12 protein-coding genes are annotated in these 23,881 nt (G+C 61.4%); 3 read left to right on the forward strand and 9 right to left on the reverse strand.

The annotated features are described in order from the left end of the window. Positions 1-63: 63 nt before the first annotated feature. From ACP7BN_RS24580 to ACP7BN_RS24610, 7 genes are all read right to left on the reverse strand, one after another. Positions 64-1,467 carry an ABC transporter substrate-binding protein gene (locus ACP7BN_RS24580; protein WP_426206439.1) on the reverse strand — a complete coding sequence of 468 codons (1,404 nt, stop codon included), beginning with the start codon at positions 1,465-1,467 and terminating at the stop codon, positions 64-66. A gap of 256 nt (positions 1,468-1,723) precedes the next feature. Further along, positions 1,724-1,969: a 4Fe-4S dicluster domain-containing protein gene (locus ACP7BN_RS24585; protein WP_007959413.1), complete on the reverse strand. Its 246-nt coding sequence runs from the start codon at positions 1,967-1,969 to the stop codon at positions 1,724-1,726. Positions 1,970-1,995: 26 nt separating this feature from the next. Beyond that, a complete protein-coding gene (locus ACP7BN_RS24590; protein WP_426206440.1) occupies positions 1,996-3,726 on the reverse strand; it encodes a fumarate reductase/succinate dehydrogenase flavoprotein subunit in 1,731 nt (576 codons plus the stop codon). Further along, positions 3,723-4,475, reverse strand: a complete 753-nt coding sequence (locus tag ACP7BN_RS24595; protein ID WP_426206441.1) for a GntR family transcriptional regulator — start codon at positions 4,473-4,475, stop codon at positions 3,723-3,725. Before ACP7BN_RS24595 ends, ACP7BN_RS24590 begins: the two co-directional genes overlap by 4 nt. Positions 4,476-4,558: 83 nt before the next feature. Further along, positions 4,559-5,557: a Gfo/Idh/MocA family protein gene (locus tag ACP7BN_RS24600; RefSeq protein ID WP_426206442.1), complete on the reverse strand. Its 999-nt coding sequence runs from the start codon at positions 5,555-5,557 to the stop codon at positions 4,559-4,561. Between the two features lie 9 nt (positions 5,558-5,566). Then, positions 5,567-6,454, reverse strand: a complete 888-nt coding sequence (locus tag ACP7BN_RS24605) for a Dyp-type peroxidase (protein ID WP_426206443.1) — start codon at positions 6,452-6,454, stop codon at positions 5,567-5,569. 199 nt (positions 6,455-6,653) lie between these two features. Beyond that, positions 6,654-7,745, reverse strand: a complete 1,092-nt coding sequence (locus ACP7BN_RS24610; RefSeq protein ID WP_426206444.1) for an AraC family transcriptional regulator — start codon at positions 7,743-7,745, stop codon at positions 6,654-6,656. A 211-nt stretch (positions 7,746-7,956) separates the two neighbouring features. Between ACP7BN_RS24610 and ACP7BN_RS24615 the strand changes: the two genes are divergently transcribed. From ACP7BN_RS24615 to ACP7BN_RS24625, 3 genes are all read left to right on the forward strand, one after another. After that, positions 7,957-8,904 carry a SphA family protein gene (locus ACP7BN_RS24615; protein WP_426206445.1) on the forward strand — a complete coding sequence of 316 codons (948 nt, stop codon included), beginning with the start codon at positions 7,957-7,959 and terminating at the stop codon, positions 8,902-8,904. A gap of 254 nt (positions 8,905-9,158) precedes the next feature. Then, positions 9,159-9,353 carry a stability determinant gene (locus tag ACP7BN_RS24620; RefSeq protein WP_426206446.1) on the forward strand — a complete coding sequence of 65 codons (195 nt, stop codon included), beginning with the start codon at positions 9,159-9,161 and terminating at the stop codon, positions 9,351-9,353. Between the two features lie 46 nt (positions 9,354-9,399). Beyond that, on the forward strand, positions 9,400-9,627 hold the full coding sequence (locus ACP7BN_RS24625; protein ID WP_426206477.1) for a type II toxin-antitoxin system RelE/ParE family toxin: 228 nt from the start codon (positions 9,400-9,402) through the stop codon (positions 9,625-9,627). Positions 9,628-9,674: 47 nt separating this feature from the next. Here ACP7BN_RS24625 and ACP7BN_RS24630 read toward each other — a convergent pair whose 3' ends face one another. Both ACP7BN_RS24630 and ACP7BN_RS24635 read right to left on the reverse strand, forming a co-directional pair. Then, positions 9,675-22,142 (reverse strand): filamentous haemagglutinin family protein, encoded by a 12,468-nt coding sequence (locus ACP7BN_RS24630; protein WP_426206447.1) that lies wholly within the window; start codon positions 22,140-22,142, stop codon positions 9,675-9,677. 189 nt (positions 22,143-22,331) lie between these two features. Next, positions 22,332-23,444, reverse strand: a complete 1,113-nt coding sequence (locus ACP7BN_RS24635) for a substrate-binding domain-containing protein (RefSeq protein WP_426206448.1) — start codon at positions 23,442-23,444, stop codon at positions 22,332-22,334. Positions 23,445-23,881 lie beyond the last annotated feature (437 nt).

The following is a 23,881-nucleotide window of genomic DNA, read 5'->3' on the forward strand; positions in this document are numbered from 1 at the left end:
ACACCTCGGTCAGTCCCCTCTCCCTCCGGGAGAGGGCTAGGGTGAGGGGCTTTTGATCTGCCGTCAGCGGCTAGCCACGGCCTGAGTGGTGGCGTCGGTGAAGTCGAAGACCTTGCCGCCCTGCGTCGCGGCGTATTGCTGCGCTTGGCCCTTGAGCAGAAACGCACTCAACCGCCCCTTCCCATCACTGGCAAACCACGCTTGCTCCGCCAGCAATTTGATCCCGCTGTCACTCGCCTGCGCATACACCGCACGAACGCTCTTACCTTCCTGCTTCAACCCGGCCAGCGCGGTAAACGCCGACTCAGCCGAAGCATACCGACGAACCTTGTCTTCGCCACGTACCCAAATCTCCGCAACATGGCGCAAATCAGTAATCGCTTTACCTGTCGCCGCATCTACAGACTGCAAAGGCGTCTGCGCGTAGTTAGCCAGTTGCGCGCTGTAGTCGAGATTCGAAGCGTTGAACGCCGCACGGATGTACTGGTCGTCGATGAAGTTGTTCAGATCCAGCCCACGATCAGCCTTCTTCAACAGCTTCAGCGTATCGATTGCCGTACCGACTGCCTGGCGATATTCCGGCTTCCAGCTCAGGTCGCGGGTCTGCACGCCGAGTGGGCCGTGGAACAGATAATTGACATCGGCGTCGACCCCGGTGACCTTGGCGATCAGATCGCTGTACTTCTCAGGTTCAGCGGCGAGCAGTTGATTGGCTTCGATACTCGCGCGCAGGTAGGCGACGACGATTTCCGGGTACTTTTTCGCATAGGCCTGATCGACCAGCGCGCCGTGGAAAGTTGGCGCATTGGCTTGGGCGCCATCGTAGATCTTGCGCGCGAATCCACGGCTCGGGAACAGTTCGGCGAACGGCACGAAATCGGCGTGAGCGTCGATCTTGCCGGCCTGCAACGCTGAGCCGGCAACTTCCGGCGGCTGGGCGATGATGTTCACGTCTTTAAGCGGATCCCAGCCCTGCTCGGCCACGGCGCGCAGCAACATGCCGTGAGCGGTCGAGGCGAACGGCACGGAAATGGTCTTGCCCTTGAGTTCGCTCAGCGACTGCACGCCAGACGCGCTCGGCACCACGATGCCGTTGCCGCTACCCTTGGTGCTCCCCGACAAAACGCTGATAAACAGGCTGTGCTTGCCGGCGGTTTCAAATGCCACGCCGTTGAACGCGCCGGGGAAATCGGCCATTGCGCCGAAATCCAGCTTGCCGGCGACCATCTCGTTGGTCAGCGGTGCGCCGCTGGTGAAGTTCTTCCACTGCACCTCGTACTTGGCGTCCTTGTAAGCCCCGTCGTGCGGGAGGTATTTGTCGAGCAGGCCCAGCTCGCGGATCAACAGACCGCCGGCCGCGCAGTTGATGGTGGTGTCCTGGGTGCCGATGGCGATGCGGATGGTTTCGGCCGAGGCTGACAAGGTGAACGAAGCCAGTACCAGACCGGCGATTGCTGCACGCAACATGGTTGAATCCCCTCGAATCATTTATTGGATGTTCGTCTCCGCCGCGATCAGGGCGCGGTGGGAAACGAGGGGTGGTTTTTGTGAATTCCGCGTCCGGTGTTTCCGGATGGCGTTATGCGTTGTTTGTGCGGGCCTCATCGCTGGCAAGTCGAATCGTCGCACCGCAGCTCCCACAGGTTTCTCTGTTGTTTGCGACATCTGTGTCCCATTGCAAATCCCTGTGGGAGCTGGCTTGCCAGCGATGGCGTCCGTTCAGTCACCGCAATAAATAGGGAATTTCAACTTTCACCGCACCCGTCGGGCAGTCCTTTTCGCACGGCATGCAGTACCAGCATTCATCGAACGCCATGTAGGCCTTTTGCGTCGCCGGGTTGATCGCCAGCAGGTCCATCGGGCAAACGTCGACGCACACGGTGCAGCCTTTTTCGGCGATGCATTTGTCCTCATCGACGGTGACCGGGGCATTGGAGCGAAAGAAGATTTCCTGGGCTTGATAGGCCATGGTTCGGACTCTCTGTCAGTGGTTTTTCAAGCCGCGAAGGCGCCGACACGCAAGCGGTCGTAGGCCTGCATTTCTTCGGCATCGAGCGGGATGATGTACGGCTCGACTTCCTTCTTGAAACTGGTCATGCGGCCGTCCTCGCCCTTCTTCAGATGGCAATGGCAGAACCATTCACGGTCGTCGCGTTGCGGGTGATCAACGCGGTAGTGATACAAGCCCCAGCGGCTTTCGGCACGGAACAGCGAGGCGCGCGCGGCCATTTCGGCGCAGTCGCGGATCATGCTGACTTCCATGGCGCGCATCAGCTCGTGCGGGTTGTTGGCCTTCATCTCATCCAGATCGCGCTCGATATCGCTGAAGCGTTGCAGACCGATTTCCATCTTCTTGGTCACTTTCGGCGGTTGCAGGTAGTCATTGACGAAGCGCCGCAGCTTGTACTCGACCTGGGCTGGAGGCAGGCCGTGCTCGCGATCCAGCGGTGCGTAGACTCGCGCCTTCTCTTTCTCGATCTGCTCGGCATCCAGCGCGGAGAACTCGCGGCCGGCGACGAAATCTGCCGCGTTGTGCCCGGCAAACCAGCCGTAGGTGAAGGCGCCGAGCATGTAGTTGTGCGGCACAGCGGCCATGTCACCCGCCGAGTACAAACCCTTCACCGACGTCTCCGCACGCTCGTTGACCCACACTCCGGACGCCGAATGGCCGCTGCAAAAACCAATCTCCGAGATGTGCATTTCGACCATTTGCGTGCGGTAATCCGTACCGCGATTGGCGTGAAACTGGCCACGGCTCGGGCGCTCGTTGCTGTGCAGGATTTCCTCGATGTTCTGGATGGTTTCCTCGGCCAAATGATCGAGCTTGAGGAACACCGGGCCGTTGCCGCTTTCCAGTTCCTGGTGAAACTCCCACATCATCTGCCCGCTCCAGTAGTCGCACTCGATGAAGCGTTCGCCCTTGTTATTGGCGGTGTAACCACCCAGCGGGCCGGTGACGTAGGCGCAGGCCGGGCCGTTGTAATCCTTGATCAGCGGGTTGATCTGAAAGCATTCGAGGTTCGCCAGCTCGGCCCCGGCGTGATAGGCCATGGCGTAACCGTCGCCGGCATTGGTCGGGTTTTCGTAGGTGCCCATCAGGTAACCCGAGGACGGCAGACCGAGTCGTCCGGCAGCGCCGCACGCCAGAATCACCGCCTTGGCCTTGATCACATGGAAGTCGGCAGTACGGCAATCGAAGCCCATCACGCCGTTGACCGCGCCCTCCTCGTCAGTCAGCAACCGCGTGCACACCAGCCGATTGGTGATGCTCACTCGCGCGCGTTTCAATTGGCGATACAGGACTTTTTTGATGTCGTGCCCTTCGGGCATCGGCAGCACATAGGCGCCCATGTGGTGGACTTTTTTCACCGCGTAATCGCCGGTTTCATCCTTCTCGAACTTCACGCCCCAGCGGTCGAGCTGTTCGATGGTTTCGAAACTGTGGGTCGCGTAGGCGTACACCGCCGCCTGATTGACGATGCCGTCGTTGGCGATGGTGATCTCCTTGGTGTATTGCTCCGGCGTCGAGTGGCCGGGGATGATCGCGTTATTCAGGCCGTCCATGCCCATGCTGATCGCACCGCTGCGCTTGACGTTGGCCTTGTCGATCAGCAACACGCGCAGATCCCTGTTTTTTTCCTTGGCCTTGATCGCGGCCATCGGCCCGGCAGTGCCGCCGCCGATCACGACGATGTCGTATTCCTGCTCCAACGTGCTGCGCGTCATGCCTGCTCCCCTTTTTGCCGGTCGATCCGCAGGCGGTACTGGAACGCATCGCCACGGTAGTAAAGGTGTTCGAAATCCAGCGGCTGACCGTTGGCGTCGTGGGTCAAGCGCTCGATGCGCATGATCGGCGAGCCGGCCTCGACGTTCAGCGCCTGGGTCAGATCGCTGTCAGCCAGCACCGCGTCGATGGCCAGATCGGCATGGCCGAGGGCGATGCCGCAGTCGTTTTCGAGGATCAGGAAGATGTCGCGAGTGACCAGATCAGCCTTCTCCAGCCGCTCGCCGACGGCTTTGGGCAGGTAGGTGATTTCCAGCGAAATCGGCTCACGATTGATCAGCCGCACGCGTTTGATCTGGGTGACGATCTCGCCTTCCGCGACTTGCAAACGCTCGGCGACCCGTTTGTCGGCGGCGATGAATTTGAAGCTGCGCAGGCGGTTGATCACCTCGTAGCCACGCCCGGTCATCGACTCGGCGAGGCCTTGCAGGGAGCTGACGTTTTGAAAGGTCTTGGGCTTGGCGACGAAGGTGCCTTTGCCGTGAATCTTGAAGATCAACCCTTCTTTTTGCAGATCACCCAAAGCCTGGCGCACGGTGATGCGGCTGACTTTGAACAGCGTGCCGAGCTCGCTTTCGGACGGCATCTGACTGTCTTGCGGGTATTCGCCGTCGAGAATGCGCGCACGCAGCACGTCGCGCAGTTGAGTGTGCAGGGGAACGCTACTGAGGGAGAGAACGTTATCGGTCATCACTGGATCACTTGTCATAACGAGTTATGACGTGATCTTAGAGACGTTATGACAAGCTTGAGAAATACCGAATGCGCATAACCTTATATGTTTGATGCAACGCATACCCTGTGGGAGCGGCGGTTGAGGATCTGGTCCATGACCCAATCAGTCTTGAGCGCTTCGGCGCCCGTGGCCGGGTGCTGCGACTCGCCGCGGATGTGCGCGTTCATGCCCAGCACGTGGTGCCACTGAATATGCTCGTGATGATCGATGGTCAGGCTCAGCTGTTCATCCCCGCGCAGCTCAACCGGATGCTCATCGAACACTGAGAAACTGATGCGCCCCAGGCTGCCGATTATCTCGACCCGATCCTCACGCCGATCCGCGACAAAGCTCCAGCAGCCCATGCCCAGCGCCCCTGAAGCAAAACGCCAACTGGCGCTCACCGCGTCTTCAGCTGCATACAACCCGGCCTGACGCGCAGTGAAGCCGGCGACTTCGGTGATGTCGCCAAGCAGGTACTGGAACAGATCAAAGCCATGGCTGGCCAGATCGGCAAAGTAACCACCACCCGCGACCGCAGGGTCGGTGCGCCAATTGTCGCCACCGTCCAGATCCTTGGGCGACGGCGCCTTGGTCAGCGTCCAGCTAAGGTGCCGCACCTCACCGATGCGCCCCTGCTCCAGCCACTGCCGCACTTGCTGAAAGCGCGGCAACGAGCGGCGGTAGTAGGAAACGAACAGGTGCAGACCGGCAGCGGCAAACACTTGCTGCATCTCGCGGCTTTGCCCGGCGTTGAGCGCCATGGGTTTTTCCACGCAGCAATGCTTGCCGGCGGCGGCGACTTTGAGGCTGTATTCGTGGTGACTGTCGGGTGGCGTGGCGATGTACACCGCGTCCACCTCGGGATCGTTGATCAGCGCATCGACATCGGTATAAATCCGCGCGATGCCGTGGCGTGCAGCGTAATCGGTGACCGCCTCAAGGCGTCGGCCCATCACAGCCACCAGCGCCGAACCGGGCGCCTTGTAGAAGGCCGGCCCGCTCTTGCGCTCAGCGACGCTGCCGCAACCGATCATGCCCCAACGCACCAGGTTCATCGTCAGTCCTTAGCCGATGCGCAACGCGCGCAAGTCGAGGTGGCCGTCTTTCAGCGGCGGGCACCAGTAATAGCCGCCAGTGATCGGACGGCTGATGCGATACAGACCATCGACGATGCCGTCTTCCAGTCCACTCATACGGCGCAATTGCGCTTCGAAGGCATCGAGCGAGAAGCCGAAGGCGAGGAACATCAGCCCGGCGCGCTCGCCTTCGATCCACGGCATCGAACGCCGCACTACGAAGGCTTCCGGCGCGAAGCTTTCCTGGGCGGTACGTTTGACGTGGGCCGATACCGGGGCGTCGTCGATTTCTTCGTTGTCGCTCAGACGGCGACCCATGATGTTGTCTTTGTCTTCAGCCGACAGCGCGTGGAAACCCTTTAGGTTGTGCTGCCACTGCTGGATCGCCGCGAAACTGCCACCGACCAGACCTTCGGCGCCCTCGCCCAACAAGGCTGCGGCAACGGCAGCTTCATCGTGCGGGTTTTCGGTACCGTCTTCGTAGCCGGTGAGGTCGTGGCCGTCCTTGTGGCGGAAGGCTTCCTGCATCTGCACCAGGCGCAGGGCCGGTGCCAGTGCAGCTTGCAATTCGCTGCTGCGGTTGAGCAACTCACCACGGTCAACGCCATGCAACCAAACCCACAACGCGTGCTGGGTCGACGGGTTTTCCACGCCGACACCGGTCATGGCCGGGAAGCTGCGCAGGCTGGCGATTTCCACGTTCAGGGCCTTGGTCAGGGATTCACCGAAACCGATCACCGCCGACTTGCCGTCCACCAGATTCATCAGGTTGTCGATCGCCTGCGGCAGCGCTTCAACCGATTGCAGGGCGAAAAAAAGATGACGTGCTTGCGATGGAACAGGGGTGGCGAGAATGCCCGGCTGGTAGTAACTCATGTCGACTCCTTGGAAAGAGCGCGGAGTTTAACTGTAGGCGGAGGGTTTGTGGGGTTTTGGATGGCGGCAGAAGCGTCCCCTCACCCTTACCCTCCCGAAACGTCGGACCGCCCGGAGGTAGAGGGGACCGATCCGGGGATATTGGAGATTTACGCCGACGTGAACCTGCTTTGGTGAGTCCATAATCGACACAAAGCTTTCAGGTCGATGTATCACGCAAGACACCTCGGTCGGCCCCCTCTCCCTCTGGGAGAGGGTTGGGGTGAGGGCAATCGCGCCACGCACTCGGACTCTTCCCCGTCCAGCGCTTGAACGCCCGGCGAAAACTGCGCACATCGCTGTAGCCGACCTCTTCGGTGATGCGCTCGATGGCCATTTCCGGATTGCCCAGCAAACTCATGGTCCGTGCCTGACGCACCTGCTCGAGCAACGCCTCGAACGTCAGCGCATGCTCAGTCAAACGCCGGCGCAGCGTGCGGCTGCTCATGTTCAGATCGCCGGCAATCTTCTCGATATGACTGCCGTGACTCAGATCCCGCGCAATCGCCCGTTCCACCGCTTGAATCAGATCGAGCTTCTGATGCACCTGCGCCGCTTCCAGCTCGAGCAATTTGAGCGCCTGACGCAACGCCAGCGAATGATGATTGGGCAGCTTCACGTCCAGCCACTGCACATCGATGAGCATGCGATTGTGCAGACAGCCGAAACGCACATCCGGCCCGAGCAATCGTGCGTACTCATCAAGGTAATCCGGAGCGGCGTGCACAAATTCCACGGCAATCGGCTTGAACCCGTCCCCCACCAGCGCCCGGCCATACACCAGCAGGCTTGCGAAAAACTCTTCGACCGCGAACACCTGCACCTCGGCAAACGGCAGCCGGCATTCGGCGTCGAGATAAACCTGATCACCGACCACATCGACGCTCGAGACGACGATCCCGCCGGAGGTGTGCTGATGACGAATGCCCAAGGCAAACGCATCGCGCAGGTTCTTGCACAGTGACAGCACATGCCCGAGCAAGCCCAACGTCCCGAGCACGTTCTGCGCCCCCACCCACAACCCCAGGCCCTGATTGGGCAAGACCTTGAGCGCGCGCTGGATCATCGCCACCGCCTGACGATAGGAAATCCGTTGCGCGGGATCCTGCAGATCTTCGAGGGTGAAACCCAGGCCACGGCACAGCGTCTCAGGCTGGATGCCCTTGTGCTCGGCGACTTCGGCCAGGGTTTGCAGGAGAAATGGCGACACCAGCGCCAGTTCATAGGTCGGATCGACGGCTTTCATATTCATGGGGATGGACATTCCGGATCATGCTGAATTGTTATTTTTGTTACCGGTTATGTCCAAGGAAGTTAGCACAGGGTTTATCAGCTGTCCGCAGAAGTGCCCTCAAGTGTCCGCCAATACCCTGCCCTGTCGGGCGCCGAAGGCTTATTTGTATAGTGGCCGGGCGTCCTGAGCGCCGGCGGTGCGCCCAAACACAATAATAATGAGGACGGACATGAACCCGAACCGCGCGACATTCCCTTTGCGTCTTGGATTGATGCTGGTTGCCAGCGCCGCGACGTTGCCGGCGCTGGCGACCGAAGCCGGCGTCGACAACATCGGCACCGGCACCGACGGGTTCTTCATGCTGCCGCTGGAAGTCGACAGCCTTCCGCCGAACATGGTCGCGTTCAACCTCTACTACAACCATTACAAGGCACGGAAACTCAACATCAGCTCGTTGGGCGGCAAGGTGCCGAATGTCGAAATCGAATCCACAGCAGTCATCCCGCGTCTCGATTACCTGAGTCCGGTGCGGATTTTCGGCGGGCGTCTCGCTGGCTATATCGCCCAGCCGTGGCTGAAACAGGAAGTCTCGGTGTTCGGCCTTAGCGACACCCGCGAAGGCATGGGCGACACCACCATCGCGCCGATCATCCTGTGGGACATGGGCAAGAACCTGACCCTCGGCGCCGCCGTGGAAATCACCGTGCCCACTGGCGAATACAGCGTCGATCGGCTGGCCAATACCAGCAACAATTTCTACACCTACAAGCCGTTGTTCTCCTTCACCTGGCTGCCGACCGAACGCAGCGAGGTGTCGATGAAAACCACTTACAGCTTCAACGAAAAGAACAAAGACACCGACTACAAGTCCGGGCAGATTTTCCACTTCGATTATTCGGCCAGCTACAAGATCACCGACGACCTGATGCTCGGCATCAACGGCTACTACCTCAAGCAGACCACCGACGACAAACAGTTCGGCCACACCGTGCAATTTGCTGGCGAGGATGTGAACGATGGCGTACGCGGGCAAGTGTTTGCGATTGGCCCGGCGTTGCATTTCACCTTTCTAAAGTACGCCAGTGCGGAGATTCGCTGGGCGAAGGAATTTGATGTGGAGAATCGGCCGGAGGGGGAAATGTTGTGGGCGAAGGTGAGTATTCCGTATGCTTTTTGAGCGCATTCGTAGGAAAGCGCACCCGAATTTGTAGGCTGAAAACCTGAAAAACGCATTCGTGGAATACGCCTACAACGGCGGTCGAGATTGCCGGACAACTGAGGGAAACGTCCGGCAGATTTAACGGGGGCGCTTGCAGACAATGGGCTCCGTTACTCCATGGTTCTTCAACGGCTCATGGGGTGCATCGTCTGCCAGTGACGACAATGGGCCATTCCCCCCTTAGACTGCTGAGATTGCTCACGGAGATCACTATGAGCATATTACTTTCCCCGTTTTACTCTGATTTCGAATCCGAAGAAGAGGCAGAGAGCTACGATCGCTGGTTTCGTGCCAAGGTGCAGGAGGCACTGGATGATCCTAGTCCTGGCATTCCCCATGATGAAGCTATGTTAATGCTCGACCAGATGCTGGAAGAGATGCGCAGGAAGCGCCGCGCTGCTGCTTGAATGGAGCAGCAAGTCCTCACGTCAACTGGCCGACATCTTCAAATACATCGAGCAACGCAACACCAACGCTTCAATTTCGCTAAGACACAAGGTTGGTACAGCAGCACAGCGACTTTCATCAATACCATATGCTTACCGACCTGGCCGAGTACCTGGCACTCGTGAAATGGTGATTCATCCGAACTATCTGCTGGTCTATCGAGTGAATGGACGCATCAGAATACTGGCGGTACTTCACGCCCGACAAAAATACCCTCCAACTTCATCAACATAAAAAAAGGGCGACCAAAAGGTCGCCCAAAAGTACTACACGAGAGTCCTTTACAACGTCAGTTGCCCGCGCTCCTCCTCGGTCAACTGCTGTTTCGCCTGTTCATCCAGCGCCCCTGCCCCCAGCACTTGCACCGGGCTGTTCGGGTTGTAACCCGGCGTCGGCGCGCGGCTGGCGCCGTCACGCGATGGTGCCAGTTGCTCATTGCCAAAACTCAAGACCTGCACGCTGAACACCGAAGCCTGATTCTGCCGCGCCGCCGCTTGCTGCTGACGCGCGACGTCTTCTGCCGCTTGCGTTGCCGACGATGCAGCAGAACTGGCCGAGGTGATCGCACCGGTATTCACCGCCGATACCACGGGTACGCCGGTCGCTTTGCCCTGCACCGAAATGTTCGCCGCGTTGACCACCGTCAGTGCCGCAATGTTGACGTTGCCCGAGACGCGAATCCCCGCCTCCCCCGCGTCGATGGTGCCGAGCGGCGCGATCAGGTCGATGTCGCCCGGCGCGACTTCGGCAATCGGGTTTAGCGTGGCGATACCGGCGCCGGTGCTCGGCACCGACGGCGACAGCGTGACGTTGCCCCATGTGTCGTATACGCGTTTCGGCGGGGTGTAGACCACGGTGGTTTTCGAGCCGCGACCGGCGTTGATGTCGCCCTCGGCCGACCAACCCAAAATCGAGCCGCCGAACGTCGTCATGATCCGGCTCTGGCCGAGCAAAATGCTGCCCTGCGAATACAGCTGAATGTTGCCCGAACCTTGAGTGATGATCCCCGCGGTGGACGGTGGTGCCGCGCCTTCGATGCCAAACACCTGACCGCCGCCCGGTGTAAGCATCTGAATGTCGCCGCCAAACAGCGTCTTGACCCCGGCGCCACCGTATAGGGTGATGTCGCCGTCGTAGCGAATCGGATTGCCCGCCACATCGGTACTCGGGAACAGCGCCGCAATGGCGTTACGACCGCGCAGATAACTGCCGCTGCGCGGGCCGTCGGCGTCGTTGTATTCGAGGCCGCCGGCACGCAATTCGGCGAAGTACACCTGACGGGCGAAGATCGCTTGCGCACTGCTCGGCAGCGCGGCGAAGAAAGCCTGCGCCTGTTCTTGATTACCGCTGAAGCCGTAGCCGAGGGTCAGCCAGCTCTGCAGTTCGGCGAGGTAGTTTTTCACCACTTTGCCCGGTTGCCCGATCAGCGAAGCGTCCGCACGCGCCACGTTGTCCGGACCCAAATAGCGCTCGATAAACCGAGAATAATCCGGCCCCTTCGCGCCCACCCCAGCCTGCAATACCACGCTCGCACCGGGACGGCTGTCGCCCGACAACACCGGCCCGAGACTGGTGATACCGGCGCGATCCTCCATCAGGATGTTGCGTCCGGCGTTGATGTCCAGAACGCCCGGACCGGCGATATCGAAGCTGCTGTAGAGAATGTCGCGGCCGGCCGAAACCCGCGACACATCGGTCGGCCGGTCGTGGATGAACAAGTTGCCGGTGGAACTGATCGTTTGATTACCTTGGCCCATCCCGTCATTCGGTACAGCCGTTGGTTTGCCCAGATCGGTGCCCGAGGCGACGATATCGCGACCAGCGACCATCCACACCGGGCCGGCCGCTTCATACCAGTTGCGCTGTGGTACGCCGAGCAGACTGAACGTCAACGTTTCGCCACTGCGCACCCCGACCAGATCCCCGGTCAAGGCATAGAACCGCGCAGGCCCTTGCACGCCACTCGAACCCGAGTAGCTGTTGGCGCCAAAAGCAAACAACGGGTAACGCACGTTGCGGTCCGTAGTCACGCCGTCAGCACTGTTATTGCTGATGATCGGTTGGCTGGCAGTGTGACTGGCGAATCCGTTGAAGGACGGCGCAAACGGCGTGGCCAGCGCCGCAGGACTGGCCCCGGACTGATTGATCGCATAACCGCCGGCGTAAATCGAATGGCCTGCCAGCAGTTCCAACTGACCCGAGTTGGACGGCGCCAGCAATAACGAGTAGTCCACCAACGGCGGCGCATTGCCCGGACTATAAACGGCCGATGGCCCCGCATAAATCGAGCCTTGCGCCGCCACCGCACGCAGGATCGACGGATAAACGAAGCGACCGTCAGTGGGCGATGTATTGAATCGCGAAGTCAGTTGTTCGGCCAATTGCGTGCTTGGAGTCAGGTTGCCCCCGGCCGAAAACAGATCGATCGCGGTGTGATCGGTCCACAGCGAGAAACCGCTCAGGCCACCACCCGCATGGGCCACCCCGCTGGCGTCGGTAAATGGCGTGGAGTTCTGCAAGCGCACTCGCCCAGGGTCTGCGGCACCGCCCACTACCAGATCGCCACGGGTGCTCAGGCGCATACCCGAATCACCCGGAATCAGCACCAGACCGCCGGAGGCACTGCTCAGGGTGGAGTTGAACGGGTCGTAGGCGCGAGCCTCGCGCGGATCCTGATCCTTGGCAAACGCGCCGTAGTGCAGATTGACTCCGCCCAAGGCACTGGCGCTGATTTGCGCCGCACCACGCAGGTTGATAACGGCGCCTTGCAGATCGTGGCGCGGTACTTCCGTTCCGGTTTCCCCCGCACGGGCCTGCAGCGACGGATTAAGCGACCCTCCCAGGCGCATGTCGATATCGCCGCCGCCGGTCAATTGCAGGCTGCCATCGCTGCCCACTCGTCCAGTGCTGCCGACTGCAACGACCAGGCCCTGGCCACGCGGATAGCGATTGGTACGACCATCACCCACCGCATTGAGCATGCCGCCGTCCGCACCGGCACGCAGGCTGATGTTACCGCCGCCAAGGGTGCCGAAACCGGTGAACCCCAGCAGATACGGCTCGGCACTCCTGCCCGACTCCGGCAGGGGCTGACTTGCATAGCTGCCGAAGTTGATCCACCAGGCAGTCGGTAGATCATCGTTACCACTGCCCTGGCGCCACAGCCAGTTGCCCACCGCAACGCTCGGAACCTGCTCACGGGTATCCATGGTGATGCCGGCCTGGCGTTGCCCGACGACATCGCCCGAAACCGAACCACCGGCGCCGATCGTGAGATTGCCGCCCTGGTGTGGATACCAGGCTTGATACAAGCTGTCGCTGCCGCCGTTGACCCACTTCTCGTTGTCACTGCCAGCGCTGCCCAGTACCGAGCCATCGTCCGACAGACGACCGCGAGGCTGGTTGTAACGCTCATCAACGTCGCTGGACTGCGTACCGGCGGTATATACGCCGAACGGCGAAGCCATGCTCAGATTGCCAGCGGCCAACACGTCCAGATCAGCGGCGCCTGTGCGCAACACACTGAACATTTGCGTATGGCTGGCGACCGTGGTGCCGCCTACGTTGGCAGCGCAATACGCCGGGTCAATATCACACCAGTACAGATCGTCGTCGCTGACTGGCGAGCCGGCCGGCGCGCCCATCGGATTGCCATCCGTCCACAGGAACTTGGCGGGCGCTATGCAGGCACCGGGGTTTTGATCGCACTTGTACAGATCTTCGTCTTTGACGACCTCGCCGGGCGTCTGTCCCAACCCATTATTTTCGGCCCAGACGGTATCGAGTTTTTTGGTAGAGATCAGCATCCCGTAGTGAGTGTCCGCCAGACGCAAGTGACCCTCGCTGGTCAACGGCTTCACGCTGCGGCTGTCGGCAGCGTCAAGGTCTGCCCCCGCCACCACACGCATCGACCACGACGTGCTGCCGGCGGGCAGCATGCTCGCCACCGCCCAGTTGCGCCCCTGTTGCGTGCCGTTCAACGGGCGCAGGTCGATGAATACCGTGCCGTCGGCCAGCACCACGTCAGTCATCGACGGAATCAGCGAGCCGCGCAGCAGCTCCAGTGATCCGCTGAGCTTCACGCCAACGACACTGTTATCGGCGAAGGCGCCTGGCAGTGGCACGCCTTTGGGCCAGAGCATGGCTTGCATTTCGGTCGCCGCGTTCAGGCGGATGCCGGCACCCAGGCGGCTGCCCGCCGGCAGCGTCACGCTGTCGCCGAGCAAGGTCCCGGCGGCGTACAGCAGATTGCCCGATGCGTCGTGCACCGCACCTGCCAAGACTGTTCCGGCGTTCAACGTGTAAGGCCCGGCCAGAGTACCCTCGGTCGGCAACAGTGTGCCGCTGACCAGAGTCGTCGCTTGAATCGGCAAGTCGTAATTGAGCGTCGTGCCGTGCGGGAAGAGCGTGCCTTCTGCGAGCGTCACGCCCACGCCAGGCACGATCAGGTCGCCGCCAAACGGCTGCACGCCCGGCACCAGTTTCCAGCCGGCGTCGTCGACGGTTTCCGGCGGCGGTGCGAAACCGTCGTTGATGCTGCCGTAGATATCGAGATTGCCGCCAGCGCGGATCACCAGGCTGCCGGACTCGCCGGAACCGTACACCGCGGTTTTCTGCGTATGCGGATTGAGGCTGGCGTAGCGGTAGCCGGACAGGTCCACATCGCCCTGCACGACGAGGTCGCCGTCAGCGCTGTGACTGGCGATTTCCACGCCGGGCCGCAGATGGAACGCATCGGCGTATGCCGCATTGTTCAGTCCGGCCAGTTTGCGTTGCAGCAAATCGCTGTTAGCCAGCGCGGCATCCATGAATGCGCTGCTGTCGCCGTGAATGCGCTCCAGATAAGCCTGATCGATCACTTGATACGGCCGACCGCTGGCCACCGGATCAACACCATCGGCGGCATCGGTGTAGCGTCGGGTGGCGTTGAGGCCAATAGAGCGTGCGCCTTGAATGTCCAGCGCACCGCTGGCGTCGATGGCGATATCAGCGCTGCCGATGCGTGGTGCATTCAGCTCCAGCGTGCCACGCGGCAAGCCATCGTTTTGTCCGGCCAGAGTGCCCAGCGGCGCGTCGGTGCCGTGGCGCAAATCGAAGCGTGCGCCGGAAGTCAGCGTCAGCAGGCCATCGCCGGAATTGAGCTCAACCATCGCCCGGTTCGGCGCGTCGATGATCTTGCCGTAGCTGTCGACCCGCAACACGCGACCATGTGCGTCGAGCACGGCATTACCGGCCAGGCTCAGGCCATTTTTGCCGGACAGACGAATGCTGCCGACCCGTTCGCCACTGGCGTCGATCAAGCCGTTCACGCTCAGGCGGCCGTTGTCCAGCGAGACGTTCACCTCGCCAGCCTTGAGCCCGTCACCGATCAGCAGATCGCCCTGTTTGAGCTGGAAGCTGCGGCTGCCAAACACCTGGCCGGCGTTCAGACGCTGATTGAGCGCGGCAAACGCCTCGTTCAACTCGCCGCCCAAGCGCTGCGCACGAATGTCCACGCCCGCAGATTTGTACGGCACCAGCGTGCCACCGGCATCGTAATAACCACTGCTGGCGCCAAGGATCTCGCCTTGCAGATCGACCATGCCCGCATCCGCCGCCAGCGCCACGGCGCTCAGATTGCCGGCCTGGTTGTTGCGCGCCGACAGGTCTATGCGCGAGCCACTGGCCTGACGAATGTTGCCACCGCTGCTGTACAGCGCCACGTCGCCGCCCCAGCTGTACTTGCTGATGTCGTTGAACGGCAAGGTGCGCCCGGCCATGTCCAACTGCGCGGATGCGGTCAAGGTCAGATCGTCCTCGGACTTGACTACCAGTTTGCCGCTGGCCAGTGCAATGCGGCCGTCGAGCAACACGTTGCGCGCTTCAAGCGTCAGCTCCGCGCCGAGGGCGTCGGCCAATGCCGAATTCGCCGCGCCGCTCAACGTCAGGTTGCCGCCCGCCTTGAGCAGATTGACCGAGGCCGCTTCACCGGTGAGCAACGGCGTGCGCAGGTTGAGGTTGCCGCCGCTGTAGGCGTAGCCGGTCAGCGGATCGTAAACGCCTTGCGTCTGATACACCGCCAGACTGCCCTTGTGATTGGCGGTGATACGCTCGCTGGCGATGAGATTGACGTTGCTGAAACCCAGTGCCAGACGATTGTTCTGATCCAGCCCGTTGGGTTGCGGGTTCGGGCCATAGCCGAACTCGATGCGTTGCGCCTCGACATTCAGCGTGCCGCGGCCTGTACCGGCACCACCGCTGGCTACTGCCCCCGGCGCCTGAGTCGCGCCGTTCCAGATCAGGTTGGCAGTACGAATGGTCGCCACATCGCTGGCTTCGCCCAAGCCATAAATGGCCGGAGTGGCAAGTACCAGGTTTTGCAGACGACTGACGCCGGTCTGTGGGTCGAGCGTATCGAGGGTGACATTACCGAAGAAGTTGAACGAGTCGCGAGTGGTCAGGCTCAGGGTTTCCAAAGCCGGGGCACCGAATTGCGTGTCGCCGCGCAACAGACGGTCCAGCACGTTCTGGTTCAGTGTCAGGCCGCTCGGCACGCGACCGGCCGCCGCCAGCGCGTCTGCGCTGCCCGCATTGACTGCGCCCACCGCGAGGGACAGGTGACGAGTACCGAAGCGCACGGATTCGTTCAGTTCGAACTGTTTGTCGGTGGCGGCGGTAATGCTGCCATTGGAATAGAGCTGTGTTGACGAGGTGCACGCCTGTGCTGCGCAAGTGCCGATGCGGATGCTGCCGGCCCCGTCGATATCGTTCCCGACCGCGGGTGCGAGCATGTTGGTCCAGCCATTGGACACCATCAACAGACTGGCGGCGCCCGGCTCATAAATGAAGCCATCCGTGGAGTCGTAAGGCGCGTCACCGCGGCCGAGCGTGTTGATGCCCGCTCCCGCTTCAAGGGTGATACCGCCGCTGGTGCTGGTAGTGCGCAATATCACTTCCGGTGCGGACAACATTGCCCCGTTGCGCAGGATGATGTTGGAAGCATCGCCAACAAACCGGATGAAATTCCCCGTCGAGCCGTATTCCACCGTCGGCGTCGCGCCGAGGCTCAGACGACCGGCATTCAGCCGATTGAGGCTGTCGGCATACAGTGAAATGCCGTCAAAGCCTGGCGTGCGCGACTGGCCTTGAGCGAGTACTTCAAATTCCCCTCCGGTCACAACAGCGGTCCCGGCCACGCCGCCTGCGCTTGGGGCAAACAGTGCCTGGCCCTGGAAATTCAGGCCAATGGCGTGCTGATCGCCGGCAACCAGTTGCAGCTTGAGCATCTTCGCATCCATCGGTGCCAAGGCACGCGGCACGCCACGCCGGGCGGCGTCGCTCTGCACGAACTGGGTGAAACTGGTTTCGTTGTACTGCGAATAGCGGCGCAACACATCGGCCGGCGTCAGGATCACCTGACTGGCCAGACTGTCGCGCAGACCACTGTTGGCGATCGACATCAACCCCGAACCGGACCACGAGCCATTGCGCATTTTCAGCGCAGCGCCAGTCGCGCCCGGTGTCGCCTGAGCGTTGACTTCGACACGGAACGCTCCCGGCAACAAGGCAAAGGTCGAGGGCAGCAAGGTGTAGGTGCCTGCCGCGAGGCCCGGAACGCCGGCACCGATGGTGATCTGTTGGCCGAGCCGCGGATCGCTGGCACCGGCCTCTGCGAGCACCGGTGCAAAAGCACTCTGATTGCCCGGCACAATGGCGTACACCGGATTGCTGCTCAGCCCCGGCAAGCTGAAAGTGCCGTCGCTGGCATTGCGTACCAACGGACTGAAGCGGGCATCGGTAGAGCCGCCACGCCCGGACACAAAACCGCTGCCGCGCAGATCGCCGCCACCGGACAAATCAATCAACGCGCCACTTTGCACATCGACGTACTGGCCGGTAAGAACCACGCCATTCAAGTCTCCGACCACCCCGTTGAGCGCCACCGACTTGCCGTTATAGCGATAGTCGATGCCATCGGTGGTGCCGCCATACGGCATCACCAGGCCAGCGCCGCTGACGGAGGTGACGCTGCCAGGCAAAAGATGCAGTTCGTGGGTGTTCATCAGCAGGTTTTCACCGAGCGTGATCAAACCCAGCGGGGCACGAATGACGCCGCCCTGCTCGATTGTCCCGGCCGCCAGCAGCAGACTGCCAAACGCCGAATAAGGCAGCGCTTGCGGCGCCGGGCCGTGACCGCTGATGCGCAAAGTGCGCTCGAAACCGGCAACCTGGATCGGCCCTTGATAACCGGCGCGGATGTCGGCGGAAACACCGGTCGCAGGGTAAATCTGCGTGGCGCGCAGATTCAGATCGCCAGCGGTCCACAAGCGCGAGCTGCGTTCGTTGTCCGTCGGCGCGAGGAAGCGCATGTCGCCACGGCTGTCGAGTGTGACCTGGTCAAACCCCCGCCGGCTGACCAGACTGGCCGGCGCGCCGAGCTGGGCAAACGAGCCTGCGGTGCCGAACGACAGGGTGTTGCTCAAATCGAGCAGATCGGCCGTGGCGCTGAACTGGGCTTTTGCCACCTGCGTGGTCGGGTTGGCCATGACCCTTGGGCGGATGGCGACATCCGAAGCCAGGTAGAAACCCAATCCCGAAAGGCGCATGTAAGGCGCCGCCAGATTGACACGGGCCGTGTCGCTGGATGCCTCAGCGAGGGAGATAGAGCCAGCGTACAGATTCAGGCTTTGATTCATGCGCAGATCGACATCGCCGGCAAACGTCAGCAAACCGTTGCTCAACAGGCTCAGGTGATCGAAACCACCTGTCATCAAGTCATCCGCGCTCAAGCGAGTCTGGCCATAGCGCAGCAACGCAGCACTTTCGCCGGGCTGCAAATCCGCTGGCAACAACGCGCCGCCCGGCCCTTGGCCAATGATGATTTCACGCGGAGCACGCACCTCGTTACTCGCCAGGTTGCGGTTGTACAACGGCGCTTCCAGAGCGATATCGAGGCGCCCACCCGACTTGCCTGCGCCTCCCGCCGCCGCTTTCAACTGGCCGTCAATGTACAAGCCATTGTAAGAACTCAAAGCGATGCGGCCGCCATCGGTGGCGACAACGGTCGGCCCGACGCCGGCGATATCCAGCGTCGCTTGCGTCCCGGAGGCATCCAGACGCGCACCGTCACGCACGATCACGTAGGCATCGGCAGAGGTCGCGGTGATCTTCTTCGAGTCGATCTCGCCGCCGACAATGATGCTGCCGCCCTTGCCCACCTGACCATAAACCCGGCCCAGCGTATCGGTGGCAGTGAACGCGCGTCCGGCGACGTCCAGCACCGCGTGTTCACCGATCCAGATCGAACGGTTGTGGGCGATCGGGTCGGCGTTCTGCAGGACGCTGGCCACGTCCATCGAACCAAATTGTTGCTGGCGGATATCAATCGTGCCGCCCCACGCGTTCAATTCACCGTCAACGGTGATCTGTCCGGCACCGCGCAACGTGATGCGTTGACCGGGATCGACACTGATCCGCGCGCGCTGGCCGACCGACAGCGCGCTACGGGCAGGATCAATCAGGCTGGCTACGCTCGGCCCGGCTTGCAGCGACAGACTGGCACCGCCGCGCTGGGTCAGAACGCCTTTGATCGGGTTTTCCTGAACCAGGCTTGGCGTCCACAACTCGAGCGCGGTGTGTGGATCGACGCCACTAGCCTGACTCGCCGCCGCATCGCCGAAACGATAGACCGGCATCACTACATCGACTTGCGTACCGTCAGCCACTTGCAGACCATTCAGACCGGTGACGCTGTACGCGGAAAAACCCTTGCTGAACAGACTTGGCTCCAGTTGCAGAGTGCGCTCGGCCAGTGCATCGCCGGATTCACCGATGCGTACGCTGTTGGCCTGCAGCGTCAGACTGCCACCGCCCGTCACGCCGTAACCACGCACCTCACCATCAAGGCTTAATTGCGCCTGCCCCGGCGCTGTGAGTGCGCTGGATTCGAGGGTTACATCGCCGCCCTTGCCACCACGGGTCTTGCCATTGGCCAACACCGCGCCGCCCGAGGACACGTCCACCAGACTCCTCGCGGCCAGGCTGACGTCACCGCTGCTGCGCACAGACACCAGCCCGCCGTTGAGATAGGCGAGGCTGTTCACGTCATTCGGGTCGCTGCGCAGATTGCTCCACAGACCACGAGTATCCAGTTGCACGCCTTCGGCAACTGCCACGCTGGCGCGGGTTCCGGTCGGCACAGTGATCCCGACATTACCTGCCAAGACATCGCCCAGATGCAGACTGCCGCCCCGTGCGATCAGGTCAGCATTGACCTGGACTTGCGGCCCGAACAGGGTGATGTCGCCGCCCGCATCAACCGTCACGGCCTGGTTGACGTCGATGGATTGTCTGGCCGAAACCTTCAGCGCGCCAAGGCGAAAGCCGTTGACCAGATCGCTGTCGAGAAACAGTTTGCCGAGACGCGCCTGGGCCACGGCATCGCTCAGGCCGGGAACCGTGAGTGCGGCAGCAGGCGCGCCACCGATCTGCACCTGATCAAGTACCGGATTGAGTTCGTACAGCAGACCGCCAGCCGTCGCCGACCAGGCCGGATCGGACTGACCGACGATCAACTGCGCGCGGCGCGCCAGTGCGGTCTGACTCTGCTCGTAACCGTCGAGCACGGCGCGCGGGGTTTGCGTCTGGCGTTCGCCCTGGAACACTTCGCCGACGACTTGGCCATCCACCAGCGCGTTGCGCGTGCCAATCACCAGTTGCCCGGCATCGCGGCCGACGGTATAGCCCGATTCCCGACGCGATCGCGGGGCGATCAGCGGGTTGTAAAACACCTGCGTCTGACCCCAGCGCTCGCTGCTGTCTTCATAACCTTTGTACAGCCCGGTGTAGAGCAGATCCCCCGGTGCTCGCGACACTTCATATAAATGTCCATCGGCGCCACGCAACCAGCTCTGGCGAATCTCGCCGCTCTGCACATCGAGGGTGCCGCCGGACAGGTTGATCAGCGAACCTTTCTCGCTCACCACGTCGTTGCCGGTGAAATTCACGCTGCCGCCCTGCGCCATCCATTCACCGATGCGGTGGCTTTGGGTGCCGAGATAACCACCGACTTCGAGCAATCCGCCGGCGGTGTACCAACGGTCTGTCGCGTAGCCATTGGTGCCGGCCGGCACGTACACCAGCTCACGCACATCGACCCAGATATCGTTGCTGTTGAGCGCACCACCCTCACGGTTGACCGGCGCATCGCGTTGCTCGTTGCCCTGCACATTGATCTTGATGTTGTTGGCTTCCATCGCGACTTTCACGCCAACCGCGCCCGACACATCGATCACTGCGCCGTCGCGCACCAGACTGCGGCGCCCCGCCGCCACCGCCACCTGGCCACCGGTGGCCAGCGTGATCGAGCCGTTCTGAAACTCGACGCTGCCACCGCTGCCGATCTCCACACGCGACTGGTCACTGCGAATCCGGTTGTTCGCGCTGACGGCGCTCAGCGCGGCGTCGCGCTGGCTGTCGAGGGCGGTCAGATCGCTGCTGTCGAGCAGGATTGCGGTAACGCTGGCCTGGCCGAGCGTCACGCTGCCATCGGCGTCGGATGCAGGGTTGAGCAAGTGCACGGTGCCCCGGGTAGCAACCGAAGTGCTGGCCAGCAACACGCCGTTCTGCAGCACTTCATGACCGGTCAGGGTGATATCACCGGTCGCGGCCTGAATCAGGCCGCTGTTGCTGACCTTGCCGGCTACCGCCCCGGTCTTGAAACCAGGTCTGACTTCGTTGCCGAAGGTGGTGGACAGCGGATTGCCTTCGGTGCCCGAACCTTTGCGGATGTAGAAGCGATCACCGGCGCCAAGCACGGTCTGGCCCTTGGGTGTGCTGATACTGCCGTCGTTGTGCACTTCGTTGCCCAACAGCAAGGCATATCCACCCGCGTCAGTGGACAGCGCCGGTTTGTGGGTCTGGATGGAAGCACCACGCTCCACCAGCACCTTGCCGGCGGCGTCGGTGAAGGTCGGCTGGCTGGCGCTGCTGTCGAAGTACAGGCCACGATCGCGGAACTGGATATCGGTGATATTGGCCGCAGCGGCCACCAGATTGCGCACGTTGACCTGGCTGCTGCCGCTGAACACGATGCCGTTGCGGTTGATCAGCATCACCGTGCCGTCGCCCTTGATCTGGCCCTGGATCTGACTGGCGCGCGCGCCCGGATCGTTGACCCGGTTGAGCACCGCCCAGTTTGCTTGTTGAGCGAATTCGACCGTGGTGTTACGCCCGACGTTGAAGGTTTCCCAGTTGAGAATCGCTTTGTCGGCGGTCTGCTCGATCTTCACCGTGGTCTTGCCGTCAGCCTGGGTTTGCTGCGGGCCTTTGGCGTTCTGCCAACCCTGCGCCAGGCTGTTATCGACCTGCAAACCACCCGCGCCCAGACCATCCGGCACGAACTGGACTGAACCCAAGGCTGCCGCACGTCCGGCGGCTTGTGCGGCCTGCTGCGCCGCAATCGCCGCCACGGTGTTGTTGAGGGTCTGCAATGAGCGCTGCAATTGCTGATTGGCTCGCTGCTGCTGGGCCAGCGGTGGCGTCATCCCCGGCAATCCGCCAACACTTGGCCGCGCGGCCGCTGCCTGTTGTGAGGCACCTTTGGCGGCAAACCATCCCGAATTGAACGCCGTTTGCGCCTGCGCACTGCCCGCCACCAGACACAACGCCACCGCGTGCGCCAGTGGCTTGAGCAGCCACAGCGCCGGATCGGCGAGCTCACGCTTGAGCATCTGGGCACGGGTACTGCGACGGGATGGGCGAGCGAGCATCACTACGAGATCCTTTTTGATTGCCACACGAAGCTGCAGGCCAAGCAAAAACCTGCTGTTACGACATAGGCAGTTGGCGAGGCGCGCGACCGAACGGATGTCACACAATCTTCATGATCGGGGTGTAAATCGGCGAAAAAAAACAGCAGCCCGAGGGCTGCTGTCTTTGGGTCCAGCTTGAAACAATCCTTACAAAGGACGACCAACAGCGTTGCACACGCTGGTGTTGTTGATGTCCAGGTTGTAGCCGGTGGAGTTGGTGACGAAGTTGGCGGTCACTGCAGTTTTCCAGCCAGTTGGAACCGGGATGAAACCGTGAGCGGCGGTGGCCGCAGCATTACCCGGAGTGCTGTAGTGCTGGGCCAGGAAGGCCTTCACGGCAGAGGCGACGGCTGCGTCCTTGTAGCACTGGCCGAAGATGAAGTTGGTGTAGGCAGCCATTGCATAACCGCTGGACGGATTGGCAACTACTGGAGACCACTTGGCCGGGTCGGCAGCGTTGACTGCGGTGGCCGGTACCGGGACCGATGCCAATGCAGCGTTGACGTTGGCGCTGGTTGGCTGAACACCATTGATGCGCGCAACAACAGCGTTGCTTGAAGCGTTGACACCGTCCGGACCGACATAACCGATGGAGCCGTCAACTGCGTTCACCGCAGTGGCAACGTCAGAGGTGTTGACCACGCCTACCCAGTTGGACGGCACAGCGGAACCCGCTGGCAGACGTGCGTTGGTGAACGTGGTGTTGACCGCGAATTTGGTCGGGCAGATCGAGTTCAGGTGACGGCTGAGGATTTCGGTGGTGCCGCTCGAAGCGGTGCGATAAACAACGCGGATCGCGGTAGTGTCGGAGGTACCCAACAGCGCGCCCCAGGTAGTCTTGGTGCCCGACAAGGCGTCACACAGCTGAGCACTGGTCAGGTTGAGGGTGGTGTTGCCGGCTTTTTTGTAAGGGATGGCCACCGAAGTCGCTACCGATGGCAGCTGGATCAGCGGACCGAACGACGCACCAAAGTTAGTGGCGTAGGTGCTCAGTTCGTTAGCGCTGAGAATCGAATCGCTGGCGGCGAAGTGCACAGTACCGGTGGTGCCGAACTGCGAAGCGGTGTTGGTCAGGAAAGCACTTTTGCCGATGCCGCTACCGGTCACGGCGTAGCTGAAGTTGGCAGGCAGAATGCTGTTGGCAGAGCCTTTGTACAGAGCGGCAGGCAGTGAAGCGCCACCACCGGTTACGGCCATGGCCTGGGCGGATGCCAGAGCGGCGACAGTCAGTGAGGCTGCGATCAGAGTGCGCTTGAACATGAAGAATCTCCTTTTCAACTCGGTTTTTTGGAACACAGGGATGGTTGCGTCGCACTGAGAAATTCGCAGTTTCCGGTGACAGATAAAGGAAAAAACCTCGGGAGCTGCGAGGTGATTTTCGAGGGGTTTTCTCGGGTGTTTGTGGGGATCTTCGCGGGGTGTGGCACAAGGTTTTCACGCAGATCAGCCACAGGCCGTGAAGGGCCGTTGCAGATGACACAAAGGTGAACCCGAGGATGGCCGGATCGGCGCTCGGGTGATGCTCGGGCTGGTGAAATAAACCTGAATTTTTATTGCTCAAACTGACGCTATCGCTGGCAAGCCAGCTCCCACAGTGGTCGGTGTTGTTAATGCAATCTCCTACACAACACAAAAACCTGTGGGAGCTGGCTTGCCAGCGATGGCGTCAGCCCAGGCAACATCAAGTAAACAGACAC

Origin of the sequence: Pseudomonas sp. TWP3-1, from assembly GCF_049896625.1 — a bacterium.
Classification (GTDB): Bacteria; Pseudomonadota; Gammaproteobacteria; order Pseudomonadales; family Pseudomonadaceae; genus Aquipseudomonas.

Bases quoted from the DNA above. Each gene is read 5' to 3' on its own strand.
- ACP7BN_RS24580 (WP_426206439.1), bottom strand. From the start codon at position 1,467: ATGTTGCGTGCAGCAATCGCCGGTCTGGTACTGGCTTCGTTCACCTTG.
- ACP7BN_RS24585 (WP_007959413.1), bottom strand. From the start codon at position 1,969: ATGGCCTATCAAGCCCAGGAAATCTTCTTTCGCTCCAATGCCCCGGTC.
- ACP7BN_RS24590 (WP_426206440.1), bottom strand. From the start codon at position 3,726: ATGACGCGCAGCACGTTGGAGCAGGAATACGACATCGTCGTGATCGGC.
- ACP7BN_RS24595 (WP_426206441.1), bottom strand. From the start codon at position 4,475: ATGACCGATAACGTTCTCTCCCTCAGTAGCGTTCCCCTGCACACTCAA.
- ACP7BN_RS24600 (WP_426206442.1), bottom strand. From the start codon at position 5,557: ATGAACCTGGTGCGTTGGGGCATGATCGGTTGCGGCAGCGTCGCTGAG.
- ACP7BN_RS24605 (WP_426206443.1), bottom strand. From the start codon at position 6,454: ATGAGTTACTACCAGCCGGGCATTCTCGCCACCCCTGTTCCATCGCAA.
- ACP7BN_RS24610 (WP_426206444.1), bottom strand. From the start codon at position 7,745: ATGAATATGAAAGCCGTCGATCCGACCTATGAACTGGCGCTGGTGTCG.
- ACP7BN_RS24615 (WP_426206445.1), top strand. From the start codon at position 7,957: ATGAACCCGAACCGCGCGACATTCCCTTTGCGTCTTGGATTGATGCTG.
- ACP7BN_RS24620 (WP_426206446.1), top strand. From the start codon at position 9,159: ATGAGCATATTACTTTCCCCGTTTTACTCTGATTTCGAATCCGAAGAA.
- ACP7BN_RS24630 (WP_426206447.1), bottom strand. From the start codon at position 22,142: ATGCTCGCTCGCCCATCCCGTCGCAGTACCCGTGCCCAGATGCTCAAG.
- ACP7BN_RS24635 (WP_426206448.1), bottom strand. From the start codon at position 23,444: ATGTTCAAGCGCACTCTGATCGCAGCCTCACTGACTGTCGCCGCTCTG.